Origin of the sequence: Corynebacterium sp. HMSC055D05 (genome assembly GCF_001810365.1) — a bacterium.
In the GTDB taxonomy this organism is placed as follows: Bacteria; Actinomycetota; Actinomycetes; order Mycobacteriales; family Mycobacteriaceae; genus Corynebacterium; species Corynebacterium coyleae.
This window is the reverse complement of sequence record NZ_KV801081.1, coordinates 6,884-32,335: the sequence shown is the minus strand read 5'-3', so window position 1 is coordinate 32,335 and position 25,452 is coordinate 6,884. Positions and strand designations below refer to the sequence as shown.

The 25,452-nt window shown below is 63.8% G+C and carries 18 protein-coding genes; 14 read left to right on the top strand and 4 right to left on the bottom strand.

The window, feature by feature from the left end; translation table 11 throughout:
* Positions 1-71: 71 nt before the first annotated feature.
* Both HMPREF2734_RS10070 and HMPREF2734_RS10065 read right to left on the bottom strand, forming a co-directional pair.
* Positions 72-6,326 carry a G5 domain-containing protein gene (locus HMPREF2734_RS10070; protein WP_083308153.1) on the bottom strand — a complete coding sequence of 2,085 codons (6,255 nt, stop codon included), beginning with the start codon at positions 6,324-6,326 and terminating at the stop codon, positions 72-74.
* 151 nt (positions 6,327-6,477) lie between these two features.
* A complete protein-coding gene (locus HMPREF2734_RS10065; RefSeq protein WP_070570769.1) occupies positions 6,478-7,872 on the bottom strand; it encodes a hypothetical protein in 1,395 nt (464 codons plus the stop codon).
* 121 nt (positions 7,873-7,993) lie between these two features.
* Here HMPREF2734_RS10065 and HMPREF2734_RS10060 point away from each other — a divergent pair, with 121 nt between their 5' ends.
* The 8 genes from HMPREF2734_RS10060 to HMPREF2734_RS10025 are packed head-to-tail and all read left to right on the top strand — an operon-like array spanning position 7,994 to position 15,880.
* On the top strand, positions 7,994-10,903 hold the full coding sequence (locus HMPREF2734_RS10060) for a DUF4040 family protein (protein WP_070570767.1): 2,910 nt from the start codon (positions 7,994-7,996) through the stop codon (positions 10,901-10,903).
* A gap of 3 nt (positions 10,904-10,906) precedes the next feature.
* Entirely contained in the window at positions 10,907-11,368 is a 462-nt protein-coding gene (locus tag HMPREF2734_RS10055) for a cation:proton antiporter subunit C (RefSeq protein WP_070570765.1), read from the top strand.
* Entirely contained in the window at positions 11,368-12,873 is a 1,506-nt protein-coding gene (locus HMPREF2734_RS10050) for a monovalent cation/H+ antiporter subunit D family protein (protein WP_070570764.1), read from the top strand. The genes HMPREF2734_RS10055 and HMPREF2734_RS10050 overlap by 1 nt, the downstream gene beginning before the upstream one ends.
* Positions 12,873-13,310 (top strand): monovalent cation/H+ antiporter subunit E, encoded by a 438-nt coding sequence (locus tag HMPREF2734_RS10045; RefSeq protein WP_070570762.1) that lies wholly within the window; start codon positions 12,873-12,875, stop codon positions 13,308-13,310. Before HMPREF2734_RS10050 ends, HMPREF2734_RS10045 begins: the two co-directional genes overlap by 1 nt.
* Positions 13,311-13,577 (top strand): cation:proton antiporter, encoded by a 267-nt coding sequence (locus tag HMPREF2734_RS10040; RefSeq protein WP_070451640.1) that lies wholly within the window; start codon positions 13,311-13,313, stop codon positions 13,575-13,577.
* Positions 13,577-13,888, top strand: coding sequence for a Na+/H+ antiporter subunit G (locus HMPREF2734_RS11890; RefSeq protein WP_070570760.1), 312 nt, complete (start codon positions 13,577-13,579; stop codon positions 13,886-13,888). The genes HMPREF2734_RS10040 and HMPREF2734_RS11890 overlap by 1 nt, the downstream gene beginning before the upstream one ends.
* A 12-nt stretch (positions 13,889-13,900) precedes the next feature.
* Positions 13,901-14,440 carry an RNA polymerase sigma factor gene (locus HMPREF2734_RS11885; protein WP_070421570.1) on the top strand — a complete coding sequence of 180 codons (540 nt, stop codon included), beginning with the start codon at positions 13,901-13,903 and terminating at the stop codon, positions 14,438-14,440.
* Positions 14,441-14,449: 9 nt separating this feature from the next.
* Positions 14,450-15,880, top strand: a complete 1,431-nt coding sequence (locus HMPREF2734_RS10025; protein WP_070570758.1) for a YkvI family membrane protein — start codon at positions 14,450-14,452, stop codon at positions 15,878-15,880.
* Positions 15,881-15,883: 3 nt separating this feature from the next.
* Here HMPREF2734_RS10025 and HMPREF2734_RS10020 read toward each other — a convergent pair whose 3' ends face one another.
* Both HMPREF2734_RS10020 and HMPREF2734_RS10015 read right to left on the bottom strand, forming a co-directional pair.
* A complete protein-coding gene (locus tag HMPREF2734_RS10020) occupies positions 15,884-16,912 on the bottom strand; it encodes an aspartate-semialdehyde dehydrogenase (protein WP_070570756.1) in 1,029 nt (342 codons plus the stop codon).
* 12 nt (positions 16,913-16,924) lie between these two features.
* Positions 16,925-18,190 (bottom strand): aspartate kinase, encoded by a 1,266-nt coding sequence (locus tag HMPREF2734_RS10015; RefSeq protein WP_070421573.1) that lies wholly within the window; start codon positions 18,188-18,190, stop codon positions 16,925-16,927.
* A 91-nt stretch (positions 18,191-18,281) separates the two neighbouring features.
* Between HMPREF2734_RS10015 and HMPREF2734_RS10010 the strand changes: the two genes are divergently transcribed.
* The 6 genes from HMPREF2734_RS10010 to HMPREF2734_RS09985 all read left to right on the top strand — a co-directional run bounded on the left by HMPREF2734_RS10010 (position 18,282) and on the right by HMPREF2734_RS09985 (position 25,420).
* Positions 18,282-19,112, top strand: coding sequence for a DMT family transporter (locus tag HMPREF2734_RS10010; RefSeq protein ID WP_070570754.1), 831 nt, complete (start codon positions 18,282-18,284; stop codon positions 19,110-19,112).
* Between the two features lie 147 nt (positions 19,113-19,259).
* On the top strand, positions 19,260-21,071 hold the full coding sequence (gene leuA / locus HMPREF2734_RS10005; RefSeq protein ID WP_070570752.1) for a 2-isopropylmalate synthase: 1,812 nt from the start codon (positions 19,260-19,262) through the stop codon (positions 21,069-21,071).
* 59 nt (positions 21,072-21,130) lie between these two features.
* Entirely contained in the window at positions 21,131-22,369 is a 1,239-nt protein-coding gene (locus HMPREF2734_RS11880; RefSeq protein ID WP_070570751.1) for a hypothetical protein, read from the top strand.
* A 13-nt stretch (positions 22,370-22,382) separates the two neighbouring features.
* On the top strand, positions 22,383-23,366 hold the full coding sequence (locus HMPREF2734_RS09995) for an exonuclease domain-containing protein (protein WP_070570749.1): 984 nt from the start codon (positions 22,383-22,385) through the stop codon (positions 23,364-23,366).
* A gap of 10 nt (positions 23,367-23,376) precedes the next feature.
* Positions 23,377-24,663 carry a Mur ligase family protein gene (locus HMPREF2734_RS09990; RefSeq protein ID WP_070570747.1) on the top strand — a complete coding sequence of 429 codons (1,287 nt, stop codon included), beginning with the start codon at positions 23,377-23,379 and terminating at the stop codon, positions 24,661-24,663.
* On the top strand, positions 24,656-25,420 hold the full coding sequence (locus HMPREF2734_RS09985; RefSeq protein ID WP_070570745.1) for a type 1 glutamine amidotransferase: 765 nt from the start codon (positions 24,656-24,658) through the stop codon (positions 25,418-25,420). The genes HMPREF2734_RS09990 and HMPREF2734_RS09985 overlap by 8 nt, the downstream gene beginning before the upstream one ends.
* Positions 25,421-25,452 lie beyond the last annotated feature (32 nt).

Genomic DNA, 25,452 nt, shown 5'->3' with positions numbered 1-25,452 from the left:
AATTTTAGGTAACGGCAGATGCGAAAAGGGCGGCACCCAGCCGGGTACCGCCCTTCGCTTACGCGTTCAGACTACTTACTGGAGGAGCCTGCGTTCTCCGACGAACCTGCGTTCTCCGATGAGCCCTTGCTTGACGACGAGCCCGTCTCGCCCGAGGACGTCACACGCTCCGAGGAACCCAGCACCGTCATGCCGTTGTTGAAGCCTTCCTCACGGCAGGCCTGTGCAATCAGCACACCGGTGAGGCTGGCTGCGGCGATGACACCAAGCGCAATACCCAGCGGCTGGAGCTGCTCGCCGTAGCCTGCGAACTGGCGGTTGATGGCGTCTGCCTTCATCTGCAGTTCGCGAGCCCACTCAGGCTGCTCCCACTGGCGGCCGCGGCTACCGTGGCCCCAATCGTGCTTCGGCATGGACTCCTGGAAGCGAGCGTTGAGCTCCGCGGATGCCTTCTGGATCTGCGGACCGAACGCCTCGTTCACGCCGTAGCCAATGCCGGCGAGGACGCCGATCGGCAGCAGCCACAGGATCGGGCTGTTCTTCGCAAACGCGTTGGCCACGCAGCGCTTCGCCTTATCGGAAGAGCCTTGCGGGTCCTTCGGATCGGCAGGCGTCGACGGGTCGGTCGGCTTGCTCGGGTCGGTCGGCTCGCTCGGATCAGCCGGCTTCTTCGTGCCAACCTTGATGATCAGCTTCTGCGCAGGAACCTCGACAAAGCTGCCGTCTTCACGGTGGATGCGCTCGCCAGGCTTACCCGGCTGCACAACCTCGTGCTTGCCAGCTTCAAGTTCGGAGTCCTCGATGACCTCGTAGTCGTAGGCGATCTCCTCAGTCCAGCTGGTGCCCGCCGGCGGCTTGGTGCCAACGCGGACAACGCGCTCGACTGGCTTCTCCACCATCTCGGCGACAGGCTTGCCGTCGACAACCTTGATGGTGTAGCGGCCGTCCTTACCAGCAACGTCTTCGACTTCCTCGCCTGGCTTCAGGTTCGGGTCGTAAACGATCCTGGTGGTGTAGCGGACGTTGATATCGAGCTCACCTTCAGGCGTCGGCTGATCCGGGTTTTCCGGGTCAGTCGGGTCGGCCGGCTTGGTGCCGATGAGGATGACGTGATCCTGTTTCTCAACGAGCGTCTCTTCGGTGCCGTCGGAATTGTGCTGAACGAGGCCTGGCTTGCCTTCCTGTTCAACCTTGTGCTCACCCGCCGGGATGGTGGGGTCAAGCTTGACCTTCACCTCAAACGGGATCCGTTCCTTCCACTCCTGACCAGCCGGCGGCTTGGTGCCAACACGGATGATCTTCTCGACTGGCTCCTTCACGACCTTCACCGAAGGCTGACCATTCTCGACGGTCACCTCGACCTTGCCGTTCGCACCTTCCTGGTCCACGATTTCCTGACCAGGCTCGAGCGTCTCGTCGTAGATGATCTTCGTGGTGTACGGAAGCTCGACTTCCTTCGGCTCGACCGGTGGGGTCGGCTCGTCGGTCGGCGGAGTCGGCTGCTCCGGCTCATCGGTCGGCGGCGTCGGATTCGCAGGCTTCTTGGTGCCGATGCGGATGACCGCATTCTTCGGTTCCTTCGTGCGCTTCGTCTCGACGACTGGATCGCCGGACGGTTTGCCGTCGACAAGCTTCTGCGTCGATGTCACGACCTCTTCGCCGAACTCGCCCTGCTCGATGACCTGCTTGCCCTCTTCGAGGTTCGGGTCTTCGATGACGTCAGTGCCGAACTCCACGGAACGGGTCGTGGAAGAGACCACGCTGTCGTCCTCAAGGCCTGGGCCGAACTCGACGATTCGCGGAGTCGGCTCGGTGCGATCGGTGACCTCGGTCTTGGTGGCTTCACCGCTGGTACCTGTGAAGGTTGCGGTGTAGGTGGCTTCGCCGTCCTTGCCTTCCTGAACAACCCGAACCTCACCCGGAGCGAGCTCCGAGTTCGGACGCAGTTCCGTCGGGTACGGGATGGGCTCCTTCCACTCCACCTTGTCGGTAGCAGTTGCCTGCTTGGTGCCGACCTTGATCACCTTGGTGACCGGCTCGGTGGTGGTGGTTTCGCTGCCACGCGTTGCCTCGACGACCTTGCTGTTCACGATCTTCTGGGTGATCTTGGTGATCTTCTCACCAGGCTTGCCCTCGGTGACGACCTTGTACTCGCCGGCAGGGATCTCCGGGTCGTACTCAATCACGGTGTCGAACGGAATCGGCAGCTTCTCTTCCAGCTCGTACGAGCCATCGGTCATGGAACCGACACGGACAATCTTCTTCTTCGGCGCCTTGGTCTGCTCGACGGTGATGCTCGGCTCGCCGTCTGGCTTGCCGTCCTTGATCTTCTGGGTCGAGGTGATCAGTTCCTCGCCCTTCTCGCCTTCCTGCTCGACCTTGGTCTGGCCGACCGGCACCGTGTTGTCCACGATGAACTCGGTCTCGAAGTTGACCTCGCGGGTCGTCTTCGACGTCAGCGTCTGGTCAGGAGCGGTCGGACCGTATTCGATGATCTCGTTGACCGGATCCTTGGTCTGCTTCTCCGTAGGGGTGACCGAAGAGTCGTCGCCCTTGGAGGTGAAGTTGGCCGTGTAGGTCTTCTCGCCCGGCTCGCCCTTCTGGACGATCTTGATCTCGCCCGGCTTCAGATCCTTGTTCGGACGGGTTTCAACCTCGAACGGAACTGGCGCCTTCCACTCGACCTTCTCAGAGGTCTCGGACGGCTTGGTGCCGACCTTGATCACCTGATCGACAGGCTGCTCGGTGATCTTCTCCTCAACGGTGGCCTCGCCATCCGGCTGGGAGTTGGTGACCTTCTGGGTCACCGTGGTGGTCTTCTTACCCGGCTTGCCTTCGGTGACAACCTCGGACTTGCCAGCAGGCATGTTCGGGTCGTACTCGATCTTCACACCAAACGGGACCTCAGACTCGACGGTCTTCTTGGTTTCACCGGTGGTCTTGGTACCGACGCGAATGATCTGCTTCGTCGGCTCCGCGGTGCGCTCAGTCTTCACGACCGGGTCACCCGAAGGTTTGCCGTCGACAAGCTTCTGCGTGGAGGTCACGGTGTCCTCGCCGAGCTTGCCTTCCTGATCCACCTTTTGCTCACCCGCAGCGAGCGTGTCGTCGAATACGACTTCGGTATCAAACGGCACTGGCTTCTTCACAGTGGTCACGAGCTCGCTCGGAGCAATGCCCGGGCCGTACTCGATGATGCGCGGCTTGGCTTCCTTGGTGGTCTCTTCCTCAGCGACCTGTGCCTCAGAGCCCTTGGCGGTGAACTTAGCGGTGTAGGTCTTCTCGCCGTTCTCGCCTTCCTGAACAACCCGGGTTTCACCAGGCTTCAGGTCCGGGTTCTCGCGAACCTCAGTCGGGTACGGGATCGGGAACTTCCAGGTCACGTCCTTGGCGCTCTCGGCCGGCTTGGTGCCGATGACGACGACCTCGTTGACCGGCGCCTTGGTCTGCTCCCAGGTGCCGTCCTTGTGCATCTTCGCTGCACCCGGCTCGCCCTTGGTTTCAACCTTGTACTCGCCGGCAGGGATGGTGTCGTCGTACTTGTACTCGACCTTGAACGGTTCCTCACGCGTCGGAAGGCCGAGGACATTGACGACAGCGTATGCAATATCCGTTGAACCGTCTTCGTAGGTCACGGTGACCGGAATCTTGACTTGCGTGCCCGGCTTTGCATCCGCAGGTGCGGTTGCAGTGATCTGGCCATTGTCGTCAATGCTGACATTCCAACCAGCCGGAACATCGCCCAGCTTGTAGGGGTTTTCCTTCGCGACGTTGACGTCCTCCGGCTTTTGAAGATCAATTGGCAACGTTGCAGCTTCACCCGGGTAGACGGTTTCCACGGGGTATACCGGCTCAGCTTCCCAGTTGTTGGACAACTTCACCACGGTGGTGACTGGTACCAGCGGGGTGGAGCCATCCGGGGTCGTCACAGTGACGTTGATGGTCTTCTTGTCGCCCGGCTTGGAGTCTGCAGGCGGGGTGGAAGATACAACACCGGTGTTCGGGTCGACCTTGTACTTCCAGCCGTCAACTTCCTGCTCAAGGATCGGCTGATCGTTCTCGTCCTTGCCGAAGGAGAACTTGGAACCCTTAGGTGCATCCTGTACCTGGTGGTTCACAGCCTGGTTCGGGCCAGTGGTTTCCACGGAGTAGGTCGGCGAGAAGTCGCTCTTCAAAACGACGACGGTGCCCTTGACTTCCTGCGGCTTGTCAGCGTTGTCGTAGTACGCGAGTACCGGGACGTTCAGGATGTAGCCCTCAGGAGCGGTGCGTGGAATCGTCGTGGTGATCTCACCAGTGTTCTCATCAATCTTGACGGTCCACGTGCCGCTGTCATCCGTGTGGGTGTACTCGGTCTTGCCGTCCGGGAAGGTGTAACGGTTCGGGGCCTCGTCGGTCGTGTTACCGCTCAGGCCGCGCTCCGGAACCTCCGGCTTGAGTGAGACCTTTGCCGCCGGCTTATTGGTGACCGTGTCGTAGGTCGGGATTTTGATGTCGACGATCGCCTGGAACTGGGTCTCGATCTCATCCGTGGTCTGGTCCGGGTAGGTTGCCTTGACCTTCGGGGTGATGATCGTACCCGGTGCAACAGAGTCATCTGCCTTCGCAGTGACCTTGCCGGTCGCGTCAACGGTGACGGTCCAGCCAGCAGGAACAGTGGACTCGTCGATCTCGAACTTGGCCGGGTGGACTGGCTTGTGGCCCTTCATGATGGACTTGGTGCCCACCTGAGCGGTGATGTCCTCATTCAACTTGCCCTTGGCGAGGCTCGGGCGCACCAGGTCAGTGACCTGGGTGTTGTTCGGGTCTACCACCACGAGGAGTTCCAGCTTGTCAGTGGAACCGTTGGAATACTCCACCGTGACCACAGGGCGTGCAAAGCTACCCGGCTTCGGCTCTTCCGGAGCGGTGACGGTGACGTTGTAGTCATCGTCGATGTCGACGGACCAGCCGTCGAAAATGTACTTCTCGTCGAGCTTGACCGTGGCCTCGAATCCACCGTCGCCCTTCTTCTTTGCCAGATTGGCGATCAGATCCGGGACCTGCTTGAAGACGACCTTCTGCGGTTCGGTAGCCAGCGGGCCGGTAGCACTATCGACGCCGGAGATGATCGACGCGTCGGTCTTGTCGTACTTCGGGTCGTGGTACTCGGTGTCGTCCAGGGAGAACGCCTTCGAGTCGATGACGTTCGCCTTGTTGTAGCGCGTCAGCGAGTTGGAGCTGTCGAAGGCTCCGTCATGCTCGATAAACTCACTGTTGCTCTTAGCTGCGGCCTTGAGCTGGTCCACGCTACGCGGCTTCGCAAGAACCGAGAAGTTCACGTTCTTGTCAGTTGCAAGGTCGGTACCGCGGTACTCAGGCCAGGTGAAGTAGATGTCGCCGTTTTCGTCGATACGCAAGTTTTGCGTACCGCCGGACGCTGCCGAATCCGTGGTGCCGATGAACTTGCCGTTGCCGTCGTAAGCCTCAACGACCATGCGGGACATGGAGTCATCCGTGCCGCCGTTCTCAACAGCAGGAACGTTGATCTTGCCAACCTTGGTCTCACCGTCAGTCCCAGGAACGATGACGTGCTTCTCCCATTTCTCCCACGACACCGTGATCGGATTACATTCGATGTTCTCGCTCGGCCACGGGTTCACGACGGCCGTAAAGGCTGCACTGCCTCCCTGGGTGGCAAACGGAGCGGAGGTACGGTCAACCGTATAGTTTCCCTGCCAGGCGTAACGTACCGGGTTCGCGGCAGTGGCCTCAGCGAACTGCTTGACTTCCGCATCGGTCAGTTCTGCGACGAGGTTCAGGTTTCGCTGTTGTCTAACGCCATCAATTACGAGGGTTTCGTCGGCTTTGTGCGTGATTTTGCCGCCAAGGGTCTGACCCGCGTCCGTAGCGGGAATTTGACCTGTGTCGAGGTACCCACCCATAAGGCCTGAATTGGTAAAACCCCAATCGGCAAACGTGCGGTCCTTCGAGTTATCAAAGGAAACGCTCAAGCCCCAGGCTTTCTTGTTGGGGGTGCTCGCAGACGGTTCAGAGGTATACCAGCTGAAACCAGCCTGGCTGCCACTCTGAGATGTTCCGGAGACCGTACACGAATCTACTTTGTTTTCGCTTTCAGGATCGCCAAGGTCGGAGGCCTTCTGCTTGTCCTTCTCCACCGCGCCGGACTTCTCGCGGATGCCGCCGGAGAGTTCTGCGGCGGCAGCCTCCGGTGCAAGTGGGCCAGGTGCGACGACGCTCAGGCCGCCGAGGGCGAGTGCGATCACGGACGAGGCTGCGATGCCCGTTGAGGTTGATTTGCGTAGACGCCGAGATGATTCGGCCATGTGATACTCCTCTGTCGAGACACTGAACGTTGGCTGCGAAAGCAACCTCGTTATCAGGTATTCAAATTGTGACCTTTGCCTAGCTGGAACAGCTAAGCAATAGATGACATCACATTTTAGAGGCGTACTGGACGCATGTCTAGGTGGCGGTTTACTCGGCGGACCGGCGCCACACCCCCGCCAGCCCCGCTGCGGCAAGCAACGCGGACAGCAGCAATGCTGCGACCACACCGCGGTAGTCCCCGCCATTGCCGGCGGCGGACACGGCGGTGGCTGCCCAGTGCATGGGCGCTGCCTGCGAAAGCGCTGCCCACAGCGCGTCTACCTGCGCGGTGGTAGCCGTGCGCCATACCCAGCCGACGAGGCCGGTCTGCGCCAGCGCCACCACTGCCGCGGCCCCCAACCCGACAGCCACACCACACAAACGCATCAACACTGCGGCTAGCCCCGTTGAGGCGAGTGCACCAGCCAACAGTCCAGCGGCCACCACTGCATATTCCTGTGCGCCGAGCCCCTCACCGAGGACGCCGGCCAGGATGGTGCCGGCCGCCGCGATAATGATGGCGCCGGGGATGATGATCCACCGGCGGGTGCGCGTCGATAAGCAAAATGCTGCTGCGAGTGCCGTACCGCCCAGCACCGCCATTGCCGCGAGCAACATCGCGGCAATAGGCGCAAGCGTCGATCCGGTCTGCTCCGCACCCGGGCTACCCGGCGCGGCCGCGGGCACCGGGAGCGCTGCACGCACCGCGGAGACCTTGTCGGCGTTCATGCCTGCCATCTGGTCGATCTTTTGCACGCCGGCAACCAACTCGTCGATACCACCGGTGGCTTGAGACGTCTGCCCTTGCAACTCGCGCAGGCCCGCTGCCAACTCAGCCGCACCGTTGGTGGCTGTATATATACCGTCGTGGTACCCGTAGCCCGGGACGGCAAGTTGGTTAGCAAGGTCGCGGGAACCGTCGCGCAGTTGGTTCATCTTCGCCACCACATCCGGCGGCAACTGCGCGGTCTGAGCTTGCTCGCGCAGACCTTTGAGCGATTCGCGGGCCTGGACCGCATCCGGATCCTTCGCGTCCTTCAACTCGGCGAGCGAGCGGTCAATCGCGCCGACCACCTGGCCGCGCACCGCCTCAAAACCGGTGACCTGGTTGACCACCTCGCCGATGGAATCCGCTAACTGGGTCGCGCCCGCCCCCAACTGGCCGGTACCGGCTTGGAGTTGCACCATGCCGTCGGACAACTGCTGGGAGCCGGTCTGGGCGGCGGCCAGGGCGTCGAGAAGCTGCTGCGTCTGACCCTGCGCCTCACCAACGCCTTCTGCCAACTTGCCGGCACCTTCCTTGAGCACCTTCGCCTGCTGACCCGCCTCACCGGCAGCACGGCGTGCATCCCCAAGGTTGTCGGCACCAACCTGCGGGGCGCCGGACACCTCCGCATCGCGCGCGGCGTTCGCCCACGTGGACGCCGGAGATAATGGCATAAACACGCCAACCACCAGCGCCAACAGAGCACACACCAACCGCAACGCGTTGTCCGATTTCATGCAACTGTTCTTATCACCAGTCACATGCGTTCTGCGGGAGGCGCACCGCCCGCTTATACAGCTTGATACTGTCTTTAACGTTCATTGCCAATCCCTTACAAACCTTTGAAAAGGGTTCACCATGACTCTCCCCCTCGTCATCGGGCTCGTTGCAGCAACGGTGGTGCTTTCACCGCTGCTGGTGCGAGTCATGGACAGGAAAGCCGGGTACCCGCTCGCAGCACTGCTGTTCGCTGCCGCAGGTGTGCTGGGCACCAACTTCACCGACGTTTCCCAAGGCAGCGACCTGTTGTGGTCGTTCGTGTGGGCGCGCGATGTGATGGGTACCGGCTCCGCGATCGAGTTCGCGCTACGCGCCGACGGCTTAGGCATCTTCTTCGCACTGCTTGCGCTGGTCATCGGCGGTGTGGTGTTCGTCTACTCCGCCGCCTACCTGCCCGAAAAGCAAGGCAACACGAGTTTCTACACCATCATGACGGCCTTCACGCTGTCAGTGCTGTTGCTTGTGCTTGCCGACGACGCCGTGCTGCTCTTCATCGCCTGGGAGCTCGTCTCCATCGCGTCGTTCATGCTGATCGCCCGCTCCGGCTCGTCGGGCGAGGCCGGCTCGTACCGCACCCTGATCCTGACGTTCTTCGGCGGTCTGACGCTTTTGGCGGGTCTTGCGGTCGCCGCCATCCAGGCAGGCACGACGCGCCTGACGGATATTTTGGCCGCCGACGTGTGGGGCGACAACCGCGTCACCGTTGTCGTGGCGCTGCTCATCGCGTTCTCCGCATTCACCAAGGCTGCGCAGTTCCCGTTCCACTTCTGGCTGCCGGAAGCCATGGCGGCCGCCACCCCGGTGTCGGCGTTCCTGCACGCCGCCGCCGTGGTCAAGGCCGGCGTGTACTTGCTGCTGCGTTTCTCCACTGTGTTCTCGGACGTCGCCGCATGGAACTACCTGCTGGTCATCATCGGCCTGTTCACGGCGATCATGTCGGCGTGCTTCGCCATCACCAAGACGGACCTGAAGCACCTCACCGCATACTCCACGGTGTCACACCTGGGCTGGATCGTCGCCGCCATCGGCGTCGGCTCCCCCATCGGCCTGGCCGCCGCGCTGACCCACACGCTGGCGCACGCACTGTTTAAGTCCTCACTGTTCATGCTCATCGGCGTGGTCGACCACGAGACCGGCACCCGCGACATGCGCCGCCTGGGCAAGCTTTACGACAAGATGCCGTTCACGTTCGCCTCCACCGTGGTCGCGGCCGCCTCCATGGCCGCGGTACCGCCGCTGTTCGGCTTCGTGTCCAAGGAATCCATCCTCGACGCCTTCCACGAGGCGCCCTACGGCATGGCCCTGCTTATCATCGCCGGGTTCGCCGCGTTCCTGACGTTCCTGTACTCGCTGAAGATTGTCTTCGGCGCGTTCGTGGACGGCCCGAAGGACATGTCGCACGTCCACGAAGCCCCCGTCGCCCTCTGGCTGCCGGCCGCACTGCCGGGCTGGATGTCCGTCGTCCTGCCGTTCATGCTGTTCTGGGTGGACAACCCCGTCTCCGCAGGTGTGCGCGCAATTACTGGCGACGACACCTTCACCACCCACCTGGCCATCTGGCACGGCCTGACCGCACCGTTCATCGTCTCCCTGATCGTTCTGATCGCCGGCGTGATCTTCGCAGTTGCCTTCCGCAAACCCGTCTTCGCGGCACTGCGCAACAAGCAACTCCTGCCTGCCGACGGCCCCGACATTCTCTTCCGGATCACCCGCGGCCTGTCCGACTTCGGCGAGCAACTGGGCAAGCTGGCCGACGGCTTCAACCCGTCACGCCACCTCTTCCCGCTACTGGCATCCGTCACCGCCATGGGCCTGTGCGTCATCGCACTCACCGACGGCATCGACGGTGTGACCCCAGCCGACCGTGCCGAAGGCCTCGACGTGTGGTGGGACCTCATCCCATTCGCCATCATCGCCATGTCGGTGCTTGGCATGGTGTTCACCCGCTCCCGCTTGGCCTCCGCCGTACTGCTGGGCACCGTAGGCGTGGGCATGACCCTGCAGATGTTCATGCTCGGCGCCCCCGACGTGGCCCTGACCCAGTTCCTCGTCGAGGCACTCACCGTCGTGGTCATCCTGGTTGTGCTGCGCTACCAGCCGCGTGTCTTCCCGGAGACAAAGCCTCGTCGTAAAGCACTTGCTGCTGTATTTGCACTGCTCGCTGGCGTCGTTGCCTTCTTCGGCGTCTACGGACTGACCGGCCGCCGCGGCCGCTCCGAACTCGCCGAGTGGTACCTCACCGAAGGCGGCGAGGTCACCGGCGCCGACAACATCGTCGCCGTGATCATCGTGGAATTCCGTGGCTTCGATACCCTCGGCGAACTCTCCGTGCTCGGCATGGCCGCCGTCGTCATCGCCGCCGTGGTTGCCTCCATGCCACGCCACCTCTTCGAAGCCGGCACACGCCCGCGCCCGTTCGGCCAATCGCAGCTCAACTCCATCCCGCTACGCAAGGCCGCCGCGCTTGTCGCCCCGGTGCTCGTCGTGCTGTCGGTGCTGATCTTCTTCCGCGGCCACACCGCACCAGGCGGCGGCTTCGTCGCAGCTCTGGTCATGGCAACCGCATTCGCCATCAACTACCTCTCCCGCGGCTCGGATGCCGACGTGGTGAAGAACTTCACCCCAATCCGCCTGACCGGCTGGGGCATCATCATCGCGATCTCCTCCGGCTTCCTCGGGTTCATCGAAGGCGGCTTCATGTACGCCATCCACGGCGAGATCGCCGGCGAACACATGACCACCTCCCTGATCTTCGACTTCGGCATCTACCTCGCCGTGCTCGGCATGGTCACCGCCGCCATCAACGCACTCGGCGGCTACCTGCGCCCAGGTGCCGACCTGTCCGACCTGGACTACTCGCGCGACGAAGCCGAAAACCCACTGCCGTCCATCCCCGAGCCGCTACCGCCGGAAAACCCGGTGGACGCACACCCCGACCCGATCAACCCGGCGCACGACCCGCAGCCGGTTATCACGAAGGAGCCTTAACCCATGGTCATGGCACTTACCATCGCGGTCCTCGTCGCGGGATCCGTCTACCTCGTACTCCAACGCGGCATGGTGCGCATCGTCTTCGGCATGTCGCTGTTCGGCCACGCCTCCAACCTCACCCTGCTCGCCGCAGGCGTGGGCTCCTGGCGCGGCGAAGCATTCCCCTCCCGCGTCCCCTTCGAAGACATGGGCGATCCTTTGCCACAGGCATTCGTGCTGACCGCCATCGTCATCGCAATGGCAACCACCACGATCCTGCTTATGCTCGCATCGCTCGGGCGTAACGACGACACCGCCGAGCAACCCACCGGCACCGACGCCGGCTACTCCAAGATGTGGCTCAGCCCCTCCGCACTGTCCACCGCCGGCCGCAACGCGCGCCTCAACCCCAAGAAGCTGGAAGAGATCCGCGCACGCGAGATCAGCCACGTCACCAACGATGATCTGAAGGTGAAAGACTAATGGCCGTCGACGCAATCCTGCCTATCTTCGTTGCGCTACCGCTGATCGTCTCCGCGGTCACGGCGCTGAGCCCCTGGAGGAAGCTCAACAACACGCTTGCCATCGCCATCCCGGCGATCAACCTGGCAATGGGCGTGTGGCTCTACCTCTACACCGCTGAGCACGGCACGATCGCCCACGTCATCGGCCTGTACCAGGGCGGCGTTGGCATCTCGTTCGCCGCGGATACGTTCTCCGCGGTGATGATCGTGACCACCATGATCGTGGCGCTGACCTCCAACTGGTTCGCCATCGCCGTCGGCGAAACCCAAGCACGCTTCTACACACCGTTGTCGCTGGTGCTGATCACCGGCGTGTGCGGCGCGCTGCTCACCGCGGACCTGTTCAACTTCTTCGTCATGATCGAGGTCTGCCTCCTGCCCTCCTACGGCCTGATCGCCATGTCGGGCACCCGCCACCGCCTGCTGTCGGCGCGTATGTTCGTGCTGGTCAACCTGGCGGCGTCGACAATGCTGGTGCTCGGCGTGGGCTACCTCTACGCGGTCACCGGCGTGGTCAACCTCGCCTCCCTGCAGGGTGTGGCTGCGGGCAACGGCCCGGCGACGGTGGCCACTGGCATCGTCGTCATCGCGATTGCTGCGAAGGCGGGCGTGTTCCCCGTCTACACCTGGCTGCCGCGCACCTACCCATCGACGTCGGCCGCCGTGATGGGCCTGTTCTCCGGCCTGCACACCAAAGTCGCGGTCTACATGCTGTTCCGCATCTGGGTGATCATGTTCGACATGGACCCGCGCTGGAACACCCTGCTGATCGTGGTCATGGTCATCTCCATGATCATCGGCGGCTACGCAGGCCTGGCGGAATCCACCATGCGCCGCGTGCTGGCCTACCAGATGGTCAACGGCATGCCGTTCATCCTCATCATGCTGGCATTCACTAACGACGACGCCCGCTACGCCCTGGCCGCCGGCCTGCTCTACACCCTGCACCACATGGTCACGATCGCCGCACTGGTGCTCAACTCCGGCGCGATCGAAGAAACCTACGGCACCGGCACCATGGCAAAACTCTCCGGCATCGCCCGGCGCGACCCATGGACCTCTGCGGTCTTCGTCGCCGGCGCGTTCTCCATCGTCGGCTTCCCGCCGTTTTCTGGCATCTTCGGCAAAGTCACCATCGTGCTCGCCGCCGCAACACCCGGCGACTGGCGCTCCTGGGTAGCCATCACCGCCATCATCGTCGCCTCCTTCGGCGCCCTGCTGTCCATGATGCGCCTGTGGCAACGCGTGTTCTGGGGCCGGCCCATGCAGCACTACCCCGAAGCACTCAACGTGCGAGTGAGCTTCATGCTGCCGTCCGCGGTGCTCATGATCCTCTCGCTCGGCATGTTCATCTTCGCCGGCCAAATGTGGGACATCACCACCACCGCAGTCGACGACCTACTCAACGTCGACGCCTACACCAGCGCCGTACTTGGCGACGACTCCATCGGAGGCGATAACTAATGCGAGGCATCATCCACGCCGCGGGCTACACCTGCTGGATCATCAAAGAAATCTTCGCCGCCGGCTTCGACGCAGTGTTCAAGGCATTCAACCCGGCGACCAAGATCGAACCGATCGTCATCTACTACCCCATGCGCCTGCACACCGACTGGGAAGTGTTCTGGTTCACCACCTCCATCACCGCCACCCCAGGCACCCTCTCCATGGGCCTGCGCCACCCCACCGAGCCCGGCGGGCCCATCACCCTGCTGGTGCAAGCCGCGTTCGGCTCCGACCCGGAAGACATCATCGCGGGGTTGGCGGATATGGAGGAACACGTGCGGCCGTCGCTACGCAACAGCCCCATCGACCCGAAAACCGTCACCTGGGAGCCCTACGTCGACCAGGGCCCCACGCCTGACGACGACACCGTCCCGCCCGCAGAAAGGATGAGCTAAATGTTTGTCACCATCATGCAGGCCTGCCTCATCATCATGGCCATCTGCCTGCTCATCTCCCTTGCAGCGGTCATCCTGACCAAAGACGAACTGTCGCGCGCCGTCATGGCCGACATGATCTTCTACGGCATGATCGCCATCTTCCTCGTCTGGACCCTGTGGAACACATCGTCCATCGCCTACGAGATCCCCATCCTCGCCGGCATCGTCTGCGGCGTGGTCCCAACGATCTCCATGGCCCGCATCATCTCGAGAGGACGCCGCTAATGACCATCCCCGAAATCATCGTCGCAGCCCTGGTCATCCTGGCCACCATCTGCGTCATCGCAGCCACCATCCTGCAACTGCGAGCCCCCGACGCGCTGACCCGCGTCAACCTGCTCGGCCCCCTGGTAGTCATTGCGTTTCCGATCCTGATCATCGCGAAACTCATCTACTCCTGGTCCACCACCGGCTTCGACCTCAACGACTTCATCCGCGCCATCCTGGCCATCCTCGGCGTCTGGATCGTCGGCTCCGTCGCATCCTTCATCATGGGCCGCTCCCTCTACGGCGTGACGGTGTCCGACAAACTGTAATCTCTACAGGCTGTGAGCAGGAACGACGAAGGCTACATCACCGAACTGGCGCTACGCGCCGGCCGCGGTGACAAAGCCGCGCTCACCGAATTCATCCGGCTCACCCAAGACGACGTGTGGCGCCTACTGGCCCACCTCGCCGGCCCCCAACACGCCGACGACCTCACCCAAGAGACCTACCTGCGCGTCCTCGGCTCCCTGCCGCGCTTCCAGGCACGCTCATCCGCGCGCACGTGGCTGCTCTCGCTCGCGCGGCGCGCCTGGGTCGACTCCGTCCGCCATGACATGGCCCGGCCCCGCAAGTCGGCCGCCGAATACGAAACGGTCGCCGCCTCCGACCCCAGCCCCGATAACCCCAACACGTGGGGTGACGTCATCGACGCGCGCTCGCTTCTCGACGAACTCCCCGCCGAACGCCGCGAAGCCCTCGTATTAACGCAGGTCCTGGGCTATACCTACGAGGAAGCCGCGAAGATCGCAGGCGTGCGTGTGGGCACCATCCGATCCCGCGTTGCGCGTGCCCGTCGCGACATCATCGCTGGCACCGAGTAAATTATCTACATGCTGAAAAAAGCCTTACTTATCTCTGCCGCGTTCATCGGCACCGTAGTCGGCGCAGGCTTCGCGTCCGGCCAGGAGGCCATGCTGTACTTCTCCGCCTTCGGCACCCAGGGCCTGTGGGGAGCAATCCTCTCCTCCGCCCTCATGCTGATCGCAGGCGTAACCATCCTCCAGCTCGGGTCGTTCTTCCAAGCCAAGGAGCATATGGAAGTGCTGGGCATGATTTCGTCGAAAGTCATGGGCTGGATCCTGGACATCGCCACAATTGTGACGCTGTTCTCCATCGGCTTCGTCATGTTCGCCGGTGCCGGCGCCAACCTCAACCAACAGTTCGGCCTGCCCGTCTGGATCGGCGCGGTGCTCATGCTGCTGATGACGCTTGGCTTCGGCATGCTGGACGTGGACAAGGTCACCGGCGCCATCGGCGCGCTGACCCCGTTCCTGCTCATCTTCGTCATCGTCGGGTGTGGCTGGACCATCGTCAACGCCCACCCCGACTGGGACGCGCTGAACATCGCCGCATCCAACGTGGAGACGTCGCTGCCGAACTGGTGGGTCGCCGCCCTGAACTACACGGGCCTGAACATCATCTGCGTGACGTCCATGGCCATCGTCATCGGCGGTAACCAACTGGACACCCGCGCTGCCGGCCTCGGCGGCCTGCTGGGCGGCGTGGGCTACCTGGTCATGCTGATCCTGCTGGCGCTGTCGCTGCTGGTGAAGATCGAGACCGTCGAAGGCGACGACATGCCGCTTCTGACCCTGATCACCGAACTCAACCCGACCATGGGCACCATCATGGCCCTAGTCATCTTCGGCATGATCTTCGCCACCTCGCTGAGCATGTTCTACGCCCTGGGCAAGCGCCTCGCCCGCGGCCGCGAAGAACGATTCCGCCTCATCTTCGTCGCCGCCTGCCTGATCGGCTTCGCGCTGTCGTTTGTGGGCTTCCAGTCGCTGGTGTCCACCGTCTACCCGATCCTGGGTTACCTGGGCATCCTGCTGATCACCGTGATGACCCTGGCGTGGCTTCGCGGCATCCCGAAACTGCGCAAGGAAGGCGACCGTCGCCGCCGCGCACTCGAACTGACGCGCAAGAAGATGGACCCGAGCGAGCGCTTTACCAAGAACGAGGAGCGCGAACTCGACTACATCACGTCCAAGTCCAACGTGGATGAAGAAGAGCTCGTCGAGGCACTCGAGGAGGAAGTTGCGCAAGAGCTTCTCGACGACGACGAGATCGACTACGACGAAGAAGACCGCGAAAGCCCCTCCGACCTGGTCTACATCTCGTACACCGAGCCCGTGTCGGCCGAGGAATACAAGGCCAACCCGGACGAGCCGTGGAACGACAGCACCGTCGACGACATGATCGCCGCCGAGGAGGCAGCCGAAGCCGCCGAGCGCGAGGAAGAGGAGCGCCGCCTCTAGCGGCTAGACCAGCAGTTCGGCGATCTGGATCGTGTTCAGGGCGGCACCCTTGCGCAGGTTGTCGCCGGAGACCACGAACACAAGGCCACGGTTGCCGTCGATGGTCTGATCCTGGCGGATGCGGCCGACAAGGGAGTCGTCGATACCCGTGGCCTCACGCGGGGTCGGGACCTCGACGACGCGCACGCCCGGCGCGTTTCCGAGCACCTCGGCGGCGCGCTCCGGGGTGATCTCCTTCTCAAACTCCGCGTGCACCACCATCGTGTGCCCCGTGAACACCGGGATGCGCACGCAGGTGCCCGCGACCTTGAGTTCCGGGATGTCCAGGATGCGGCGGGACTCGTTGCGCAGTTTTTGTTCTTCGTCGGTTTCGAAGGTGCCGTCGTCGACAATCGAGCCCGCCATCGGCAGCGCGTTGAACGCAATCGGGGCGACGTACGGGCCGAAATCGCTGTTCTTGTCGGTCACACCGTCACGCACCAGCACGTGCGGGTCGCCCAACTCGGCGACCTGGTTGGCCAACGTATCCACACCGGCGAGGCCCGAGCCGGAGACGGCCTGGTAGGAGGAGACGCGCAGGGTGCGCAGGCCGGCGTCGTCGTGAAGCGGCTTGAGCACTGGCATCGCGGCCATGGTGGTGCAGTTCGGGTTAGCGATGATGCCCTTGGCCAGGTTCTTCACCGTCTCCGGGTTGACCTCAGAGACGACGAGCGGGACGTCGGTGTCTTTGCGCCACGCCGAGGAGTTATCCACCACGGTCGCACCAGCTGCGGCGAACACGGGCGCCCACTCGCGCGACGTGGAACCACCGGCGGAAAACAAGGCAATGTCGACGTCCGCGACGGACTCCTCCGTGACCTGTGTGAGGTCCTCGACGACGATGTCCTCGCCGCGGAACTCAATCGTCTTGCCGGCAGAGCGCGGCGACGCGAAGAAGCGCACCTTATCCGCCGGGAAGTTACGTTCGGTGAGGATGTCGCGCATCACGCGGCCAACCTGGCCAGTCGCGCCAACAACAGCAAGCGTGGTCATTTGCAAAACTCCTTAACGTCCAGTGCCTGCGTACACCACGGCCGGCTCGTCGCCGCCGAGGTCAAACTTCGAGTGGATCGCACGCGCCGCCTCGGCCACGTCGGCCTTGCGCACCACGGCGGTGATGCGGATCTCGGAGGTGGTGATCATCTCGATGTTGATGCCCGCGTCGCGCAGCGCGTCGCAGAAATCAGCGGTCACACCCGGGTGAGACTTCATGCCGGCGCCAACGAGCGATACCTTGCCGATCTCGTCGTCGTACGTAATGTCGTCCCAACCCTCGTTGACCTGCATGGCGCGCAGCAGTTCCATGGTGGCGGCGCCGTTGGCCTTCGGCAGGGTGAAGGTGATGTCCGTCTTGTTGTCCTCGATGTTGGAGATGTTCTGGATCACCATGTCGATGTTCACCTCAGCGTCCGCGAGCGCGCGGAACACCTTGGCGGCCTCGCCCACCTCGTCGGTGATGCCCAGGATGGTGATCTTGCCTTCCGAATCGTCGGTGGCCACACCGGTGAGAACTGCTTCTTCCATGGGGATATCCTCCAATGCTCCGGCGACCAGGGTGCCGGTGTCGTTGCTGTAAGACGAGCGCACCCGCAGGGGCACGTTAAAGGCACGCGCGTACTCGACGCTGCGCAGTACAAGAATTTTGGAACCGCTGGCGGCCAGCTCGAGCATCTCCTCGAAGCAGAGCTTGTCCAGTTTGCGGGCGTCGGCCACGATGCGCGGGTCTGCGGTGTAGACGCCGTCGACGTCCGAGTAGATCTCGCACTCGTCGGCGTTCAATGCGGCGGCGAGCGCGACGGCGGTGGTGTCGGAGCCGCCGCGGCCAAGCGTGGTGACGTCCTTCGTTTCACGGTTCACGCCCTGGAAGCCGGCGACGATGGCGATGTTGCCCTCGTCGATAGCTTCCTTCACACGCCCGGGCGTGACCTCGATGATGCGGGCGTTGCCGTGGCGCTCCGTGGTGATCACGCCGGCCTGGGAGCCGGTAAAGGACTGCACCTTCTCCCCCAGCGCGTCGACCGCCATGGCGACCAACGAGTTGGAAATGCGCTCGCCTGCGGTGAGCAGCATGTCCATCTCGCGTGCCGGCGGGTTCGGGTTGACCTGTTCTGCCAGGTCGAGCAGTTCGTCGGTGGTGTCACCCATTGCCGAGCAGACCACCACCACATCGTTGCCTGCCCGGCGCGTCTCCACAATGCGCCGGGCGACCGCGTTGATGCGCTCGGCGCTTTCTAACGAAGATCCTCCGTATTTCTGGACAATCAGTGCCATGTCAGCCTCCCACGGATCCTTCGTGCATTCCAACGGTCAAGAATAGCGTCCCAAAAGCGTTGGTTGGCGTCTCTCGCTAATATCATTCACCGTGCATAGTACTTTTCTCGCCGTTGTGTTCGCGCTGCTTTCCGCGGCGACGATGGCGGCGGGCACCGTGTGGCGACACCGGATCATGCGTGACGGCAGTTCGGTGGTGAAGTCCATGCGCCGGCCAGCCTGGTGGGCGTCGATGGGGCTTGCGTTTTTGGCCTACGGTTTTCAAGCCGCGGCGTTGGCGTTTGGCACGCTGCTTGTGGTGCAGCCGATCCTGGCGCTCTCCCTTATGTTGACGTTGGTGTTTTCGGCGCGTGCGGAGCATCGCCGGATGCACCAGGCGGAAGCCTTTTGGGCGGTCATTCTCACCGCGAGTGTGGCTGGCGTGATCGTGTTCGGCCGCCCCATCCCCGGCGAGCGCGAGCCCGCGACCTGGGAGTGGGTCACCGTGGTGGGGGTCGGCGCGGTGGTCTCCATACTCGCACTCGCCATTGCTTCTCGACGACGCCCCAACACCCGCGCACTCATCGACGGCATCATCTGCGGCGCCATGTTCGGCTTCCAGGCCGTGTTCTCCAAAGTGGCCGTGGACGCCTTTGTGCACGGCGGCATCTCAGGCCTGCTCGCCTCCTGGCAACTGTGGGCGATGCTGGTCGCGGCGACCGCCGGCACCATCGTGCAGCAATACGCCTTCGCCGCCGGCAACCTGGCCACCTCCCTGCCAGCCTCCAAGATCGTCGAACCCCTGCTGGCGTTCTCGCTCAGTCTGACGTTGCTGGGTGAAAGCTTCAGGCACCAGTCGGTGTTGGGGTACGTGTTGGTGGGGTCGTCGATAAGCGTGATGCTCCTCTCGGCGGCGTTCCTCACACGCGTCTCCATAAAGTGATGTAGGGTGTGACGCATGTCGCAACGGACGCTTCTCCTTCTACGCCGCGGCGGGAATCAGGCCCACTAACACGGCCGGCACCCCGTCGCGGAGTTTCTCATTGCCGGCCGTGGACACCCCCACCCCCGACAATGAAGGAACCAAACAATGTCCGACTTCTTTGCACCCCGCGAAATCCAAACCCCCTCCGGCCCACGCAACGAAGGCCAACCCGCCTGGAACAAGCAGCGCGGCTCCCAAATGCCAGTCGAGCGCTACCTGACGTTCGCCCAAGAGGTAGAAGACATCACCCTGCCGGACCGCACCTGGCCCGACAAGAAGATCACCCACGCGCCGCAGTGGTGCGCCGTTGACCTGCGCGACGGCAACCAAGCCCTGATCGACCCCATGAGCCCCGAACGCAAGCGCCGCATGTTCAACCTGCTGGTGGAGATGGGCTTCAAGGAGATCGAGGTCGGCTTCCCCTCCGCATCCCAGACGGACTTTGATTTCGTGCGCGAGATCATCGAAAAGGACATGATCCCCGACGACGTCACCATCCAGGTCCTCGTCCAAGCCCGCGAGCACCTGATCCGCCGCACGTTCGAAGCCTGCGCGGGTGCCAAGAACGTCATCGTCCACTTCTACAACTCCACCTCCAAACTGCAACGCCGCGTGGTATTCCGCAAGGACCGCGACCAGATCAAAGCCCTGGCCACCGACGCCGCCGAACTGATCAAAACCATCGCCGCCGACTACCCCGACACCAACTGGCGCTGGGAATACTCCCCCGAATCATTCACGGGCACCGAGCTGGAGTTTGCAAAGGAAGTCTGTGACGCGGTCGTCGCAAAGATGGGTGCCACGCCAGACAACCCGATGATCATCAACCTGCCCGCCACCGTGGAAATGATCACCCCCAACGTCTACGCCGACTCCATCGAATGGATGCACCGCAACCTGGAGCACCGCGACAGCATCATCCTGTCACTGCACCCCCACAACGACCGCGGCACCGGCGTCGCCGCAGCCGAACTCGGCTACCTCGCCGGCGGCGACCGCATCGAAGGCTGCCTGTTCGGCAACGGCGAGCGCACCGGCAACGTCGACCTGATCACTCTCGGCCTGAACATGCTCACCCAAGGCGTCGACCCCCAAATCGACTTCTCCGACATCACCCGTATCCGCGACGTCGTCGAATACTGCAACCAACTGCGCGTACCCGAACGCCACCCATACGGCGGCGACCTCGTCTTCACCGCATTCTCCGGCTCCCACCAAGACGCGATTAACAAGGGCCTCGACGCACTCGCCCAAACCGTGCGCCCCGACGCCACCAGCGAAGACGTCACCTGGGACGAACTGCGCGACACCACCTGGGAAGTGCCCTACCTGCCAATCGACCCGAAGGACGTCGGCCGCACCTACGAAGCCGTCATCCGCGTCAACTCCCAATCCGGCAAGGGTGGCGTTGCCTACATCATGAAGACCGACCACGGCATCAACATGCCCAAGGCCATGCAGCCCGAATTCTCCGCCGTGGTGCAAAACATCACCGACTCCGAAGGCGGCGAAGTCAACTCCAAGAACATGTGGGACATCTTCGCCCAGACGTACCTCGACCTGGACACCCCGCTGGACCTGGCGTCCTACCGCATCGACGCCGCCGAGGAAGAAGGCGAAGACACGCGCGTGTCGGCGGTGGTGTCGTACGAGGGGGCTCGTCGAGAAGTGCAAGGCTCCGGCAACGGCCCCATCGCGGCGTTCGCCAACGCACTCGAGCAGATCGGCATCGACTTCGAAGTACAGGACTACTCGCAGCGCGCCCGCACCGCAGGCGACGACGCCGACGCAGCCTGCTACATCTACGCCGACGTCGACGGCACCTCCGCCTGGGGCGTAGGCATTGCCGGCTCCACCACACGTGCCTCCCTTGAAGCGATCGTGTCGGCTGTGAACCGCTCCTACGTCAAGAACTAGGCCGCCCTGCCCAAGAGGTCTATACTTGGGCACACCTTTACAGGCGGTGAGGAGGACGGATGCGAACGTACGCGGTACCCGGTGGCGGATTTGACGTCCCCATCGAGCAACCGCGTATCGACGACCCCACCGCCACCCCCTTCACCGCCACCCTCAACCCCCTCGACCGAGGCGGGTTCGAGGTACTGCGCGGTGACGCCGTAGTTGGCGTGTTGAGCGCCGGGCGCCGCGCCGACCTCGACCACATCGCCCGCCACGGCTTCGCACCCCAAGTGCGCGCACGCATCGACGGCGACGACATCGTCCTCGACCTCGCCGTCCCAAGCCTGTCCATCCCCACCAACGAACCACCCCGCGCCCCCTGGGTCCTCCTCCCCAGCGGCCAGACGTACGCGGTCGGCCCGTACGAGACCGACCAGCACCCCGCCCAAGTCCTCGCAGTGATCGCTCCGGGTGGGGACGTGTCGGTCGATGGGCGGGTCGTCGCAAAGCTAGAGGCCCCGGAGCTTGCCGACACGATCGCCGACCTCACCGCGCGCGACCTCACCGTCGTCGCCCGCGGCACCGCCGACGGCCACACACTGACCATCGACGCCGCACCACACACCGGCGACCTCAACATCTCACCCCTGCCATTTTTGCCCGCACTGCCACGCGAAGACGACACCGGATTCTTCGCCACCGTCGACGCCGAAGCCGCAGCCCTCGCCGCCGACACCGAAGAGCACACCGAACCCGACACCGCAGGCCGCAACAGCATCGCCGGCCGACTCGTCGCCGCAGGCGCCGCCGTCATCGCCGTCGCCGTCACCGTCGTCGGCACCGCTATGATCAGCGCATCCTGGCGCGAAGACCAAAGCTCCGTCTCCCCCTTCCCCGAAACCGTCACCAACACGACCACGTCGGAATCGTCGGAATCGTCTGAGTCGGAGACGCCCGAGACGACCGAGCCTTCGGAGCCTTCGGAGCCGTCGGAGTCGCCCGAGCCGTCCGAATCGCCCGCTGCGCCAAGCGCCCCCGCCGTGCGCGTACCCACCCCACAGCAACAACTGCCAGTGCCCGCACCGGCACCCGCTCCCGCGCCCGCTCCCGCTCCCGTGCCGGCACCAGCGCCTGCTCCTGCCCCGGCACCCGCACCCGCTCCGGCACAAGAGCAAGCACCGGCTCCTGCCCCCGCACCCGCACCCGCACCTGCCCCGGCGCCCGACCCACGCCCATACGAATACTCCATCGGCGGCTTCAAAGTCCGATCCAACGCCCCGCTCGACCGCCCACTGTATGAGGTCACCGAGCCGTAGTACCCTCTGAACAATGAGTGACTACCCCTTCGTCGCAGTATTCGTGCAGGCAACCGGCATCCACCCGGCCACCGCACGCCTGCTCACCATCGACGCAGTCACCTTCGACGCCTCCGGCCGCATCGGCGAAGACTTCCACGCCGTGATCAACCCCGGCACCGACCCCGGCCCCGCCCACACCCACGGGCTCACCCCACACGACTTCGCCCAAGCGCCACGCTTCTCCCGACACCTGCGCACGCTGGACAAACTTCTCGACGGCCGCACCCTCATCGTCCACGACGCCCCCACCACCTGGGGCTTCATCGTCTCCGAGGCGAAACGCGCCATGAACGCCGCCGCCCGTGCCAACCGCTCACGCCGCGGCCGAGGCAACAAACGACGCCAACGCGTCGGCCACGTGCCACGGCCGGAGATGATTGTGGACGTGCTGGCGTCGTCGCAACGCAATGGCCACATCCCCACAGACACCCGCATCAACGCAGTCGCCAACATGATTGGCGTCGCATCCCCACCCGCAACCGCATCGCTCGAACGCGCCCAAATCCCCGAAGCCGACTTCTCCCGCGAACAAACCCTCAAACTCGTCGCCATGTACCTCCACATGGCCGACAACCCCGCCACCTACAACCCCGCCGACCTCACAGGCGACAAATTCGGCCTCCAACGCAGCGCCATCCGCGTCGACGCCGAAAAAGCCCCCGCACTCACCGCCAACCCCGGCCCCCTCAGCAACGACGGGCTCAAACCCGGCATGGAATTCGTCATCTCCGACGACATCACCCGCAACCCCGACGACCTCATCGACGCCGCCATGCGCGCCGGCCTGACCTACCGCGAAAAACTCACCCGCGAAACCTCCGTCGCCGTCTCCGACGCCAAACTCCGCGGCGCCGAACTCCGCGGCAAAGCCATGCACGCCGACCGCAAAAACATCCCCGTCGTCTCCGGCGACGAATTCGTCCGCCTACTAGGAGACATGACCCCCGCAGAGTAGCCTTGTGCGCATGCAAGGACCCATCTCCCGAGCCCGGGCACGCCTAGCGACGACCGCAGCCAACCTCGCCACCGCAGCCTCCCGCGCCACCGGACGCGGCGCCGGCGGCATGATCGGCGGCCTCGTGGCAGGTGCGATCGACCCAAACATCATGGCTTCCCTCGGCGGCGGCCGCCCCACCGTGCTGGTCACCGGCACCAACGGCAAATCCACCACCACCCGCATGCTCGCCGGCGCCGTCCGCACGAAACACACCGTGGCCACCAATGACGGCGGCGACAACATGGACGCCGGCATCATCTCCGCTTTGCTCGCCGGCAAAGACGCGGAGGCCATCGTGCTGGAGTGCGACGAACTGCACGTCCCCAAGGTTGCCGAGCGCCTGCAGCCGAAAGCGTTCGTCCTTCTGAACCTCACGCGCGACCAATTGGACCGCGTCGGCGAGATCAACTCCATCGAACGCGCCCTACGTGCGGCGGTGATGGCGCATCCGGATGCGGTGGTCGTCGCTAATTGCGATGATGTGCTCATCTCCTCGATCGCCTACGACCACCCCAACGTCATCTGGGTCGCCGCGGGCGCCGGCTGGCTCGGCGACTCCGTGACCAACCCACGCTCCGGCGGCCACATCGTGCGTTCCTCCGTCACGCACGACGAAGAAACTGACTGGTACGCCGTCGAAAAACTCCCCGACGGCCGCGAATTCCGCCGCCCCACCCCGCAATACACCGTCACCGACAACGCCCTGCAAACCCCGCAAGGCGCAGCGGTACTCGACCTGAAACTGCCCGGACGTGCGAACCGGGGCAACGCCGCCCAAGCCATCGCGTGCGCCGTCGAAGCCTTCGGGGTGCCGCTCGACGACGCGGTGCGCGCCGCCAGCGAAGTGGACAACGTCGCCGGCCGCTACACCACCGTCCACCTCGGCGAACACGACATCCACCTGCTTTTGGCCAAGAACCCGGCCGGGTGGCAGGAGGCGCTGTCGATGGTGGACCGTGACGCCGACGGTGTCGTCATCGCTGTCAATGCCAAGCAAGGCGACGGCGAGGACGTCTCGTGGCTGTGGGACGTGAAGTTCGAGGACTTCGGCGACACCCACGTCGTCGCCGCCGGCGAGCGCGCCACTGACCTTGCGGTGCGCCTGACGTACGGCGGCATTGACCACGAGCGCATCCCCGACCCTGTGGAGGCGATTCGTGCCTGCCCCCCGGGTCGCGTGGAGGTGTTGGCCAACTACACGGCGTTGCTGAATCTGCGCCGCGCGCTGTCGAAGCAGGAGGATTACCGTGCCTAAACTCACCATTGGTCTTGTGTTGCCCGACGTGTTGGGCACGTACGGCGATGATGGCAATGCGTTGGTGTTGCAGGAGCGTGCGCGTTTGCGTGGTTTCGATGTGCACATCGAGCGCTTTTTGCTTAACGACGACATCCCCGCCACCTGTGACATCTACACCCTCGGCGGCGGCGAGGACGCCGCCCAGTTGATCGCCGCTGCCCGTTTGAGCGCCTCGCCGGGGCTGCAGGCGGCTGCCGCTGATGGTCGTCCGGTCTTCGCGGTGTGCGCCGGTTTGCAGGTGTTGGGTCACACGTTCCGTGCGCATGGCGAGGAGGTTGAGGGCGTGGGGCTTCTGGACATCACCACGTCGCCGTTGGATACCCGCGCGACGGGCGAACTCCTGTCCGAGCCGACGCAGGCCGGCATCACCGCCGAGCTGACCGAGACGCTGACCGGCTTTGAGAACCACATGGGCGCCACCGTGCTCGGCCCCGAGGCGCAGGCGCTGGGCGTGGTGACGCGCGGCGTCGGCAACGGTGCCGGTGATGGCGCTAGTGCCGGTGCTGCGGGCACCGCTGCGACCACTGGCGCGAAGGTGGATGGCGTGGTGCAGGGCAGCGTGATCGCCACATACATGCACGGTCCGGCGCTCGCGCGAAACCCGCAGTTGGCGGATTTGCTCATTGCACGCGCGCTGGACGTGCCTCTTGCGGAGTTGGCCCCGCTTGATCTCGAGGATGTTGCCCAACTACGTCGTGAACGCCTCGCCAAATAGTTGGTCCATTGCCCCGCGGTTGGTGTTTTTCA

Coding starts and splice junctions, on each gene's coding strand:
- HMPREF2734_RS10070 (WP_083308153.1), bottom strand. CDS start 6,326: ATGGCCGAATCATCTCGGCGTCTACGCAAATCAACCTCAACGGGCATC.
- HMPREF2734_RS10065 (WP_070570769.1), bottom strand. CDS start 7,872: ATGAAATCGGACAACGCGTTGCGGTTGGTGTGTGCTCTGTTGGCGCTG.
- HMPREF2734_RS10060 (WP_070570767.1), top strand. CDS start 7,994: ATGACTCTCCCCCTCGTCATCGGGCTCGTTGCAGCAACGGTGGTGCTT.
- HMPREF2734_RS10055 (WP_070570765.1), top strand. CDS start 10,907: ATGGTCATGGCACTTACCATCGCGGTCCTCGTCGCGGGATCCGTCTAC.
- HMPREF2734_RS10050 (WP_070570764.1), top strand. CDS start 11,368: ATGGCCGTCGACGCAATCCTGCCTATCTTCGTTGCGCTACCGCTGATC.
- HMPREF2734_RS10045 (WP_070570762.1), top strand. CDS start 12,873: ATGCGAGGCATCATCCACGCCGCGGGCTACACCTGCTGGATCATCAAA.
- HMPREF2734_RS10040 (WP_070451640.1), top strand. CDS start 13,311: ATGTTTGTCACCATCATGCAGGCCTGCCTCATCATCATGGCCATCTGC.
- HMPREF2734_RS11890 (WP_070570760.1), top strand. CDS start 13,577: ATGACCATCCCCGAAATCATCGTCGCAGCCCTGGTCATCCTGGCCACC.
- HMPREF2734_RS10025 (WP_070570758.1), top strand. CDS start 14,450: ATGCTGAAAAAAGCCTTACTTATCTCTGCCGCGTTCATCGGCACCGTA.
- HMPREF2734_RS10020 (WP_070570756.1), bottom strand. CDS start 16,912: ATGACCACGCTTGCTGTTGTTGGCGCGACTGGCCAGGTTGGCCGCGTG.
- HMPREF2734_RS10015 (WP_070421573.1), bottom strand. CDS start 18,190: ATGGCACTGATTGTCCAGAAATACGGAGGATCTTCGTTAGAAAGCGCC.
- leuA (WP_070570752.1), top strand. CDS start 19,260: ATGTCCGACTTCTTTGCACCCCGCGAAATCCAAACCCCCTCCGGCCCA.
- HMPREF2734_RS11880 (WP_070570751.1), top strand. CDS start 21,131: ATGCGAACGTACGCGGTACCCGGTGGCGGATTTGACGTCCCCATCGAG.
- HMPREF2734_RS09995 (WP_070570749.1), top strand. CDS start 22,383: ATGAGTGACTACCCCTTCGTCGCAGTATTCGTGCAGGCAACCGGCATC.
- HMPREF2734_RS09990 (WP_070570747.1), top strand. CDS start 23,377: ATGCAAGGACCCATCTCCCGAGCCCGGGCACGCCTAGCGACGACCGCA.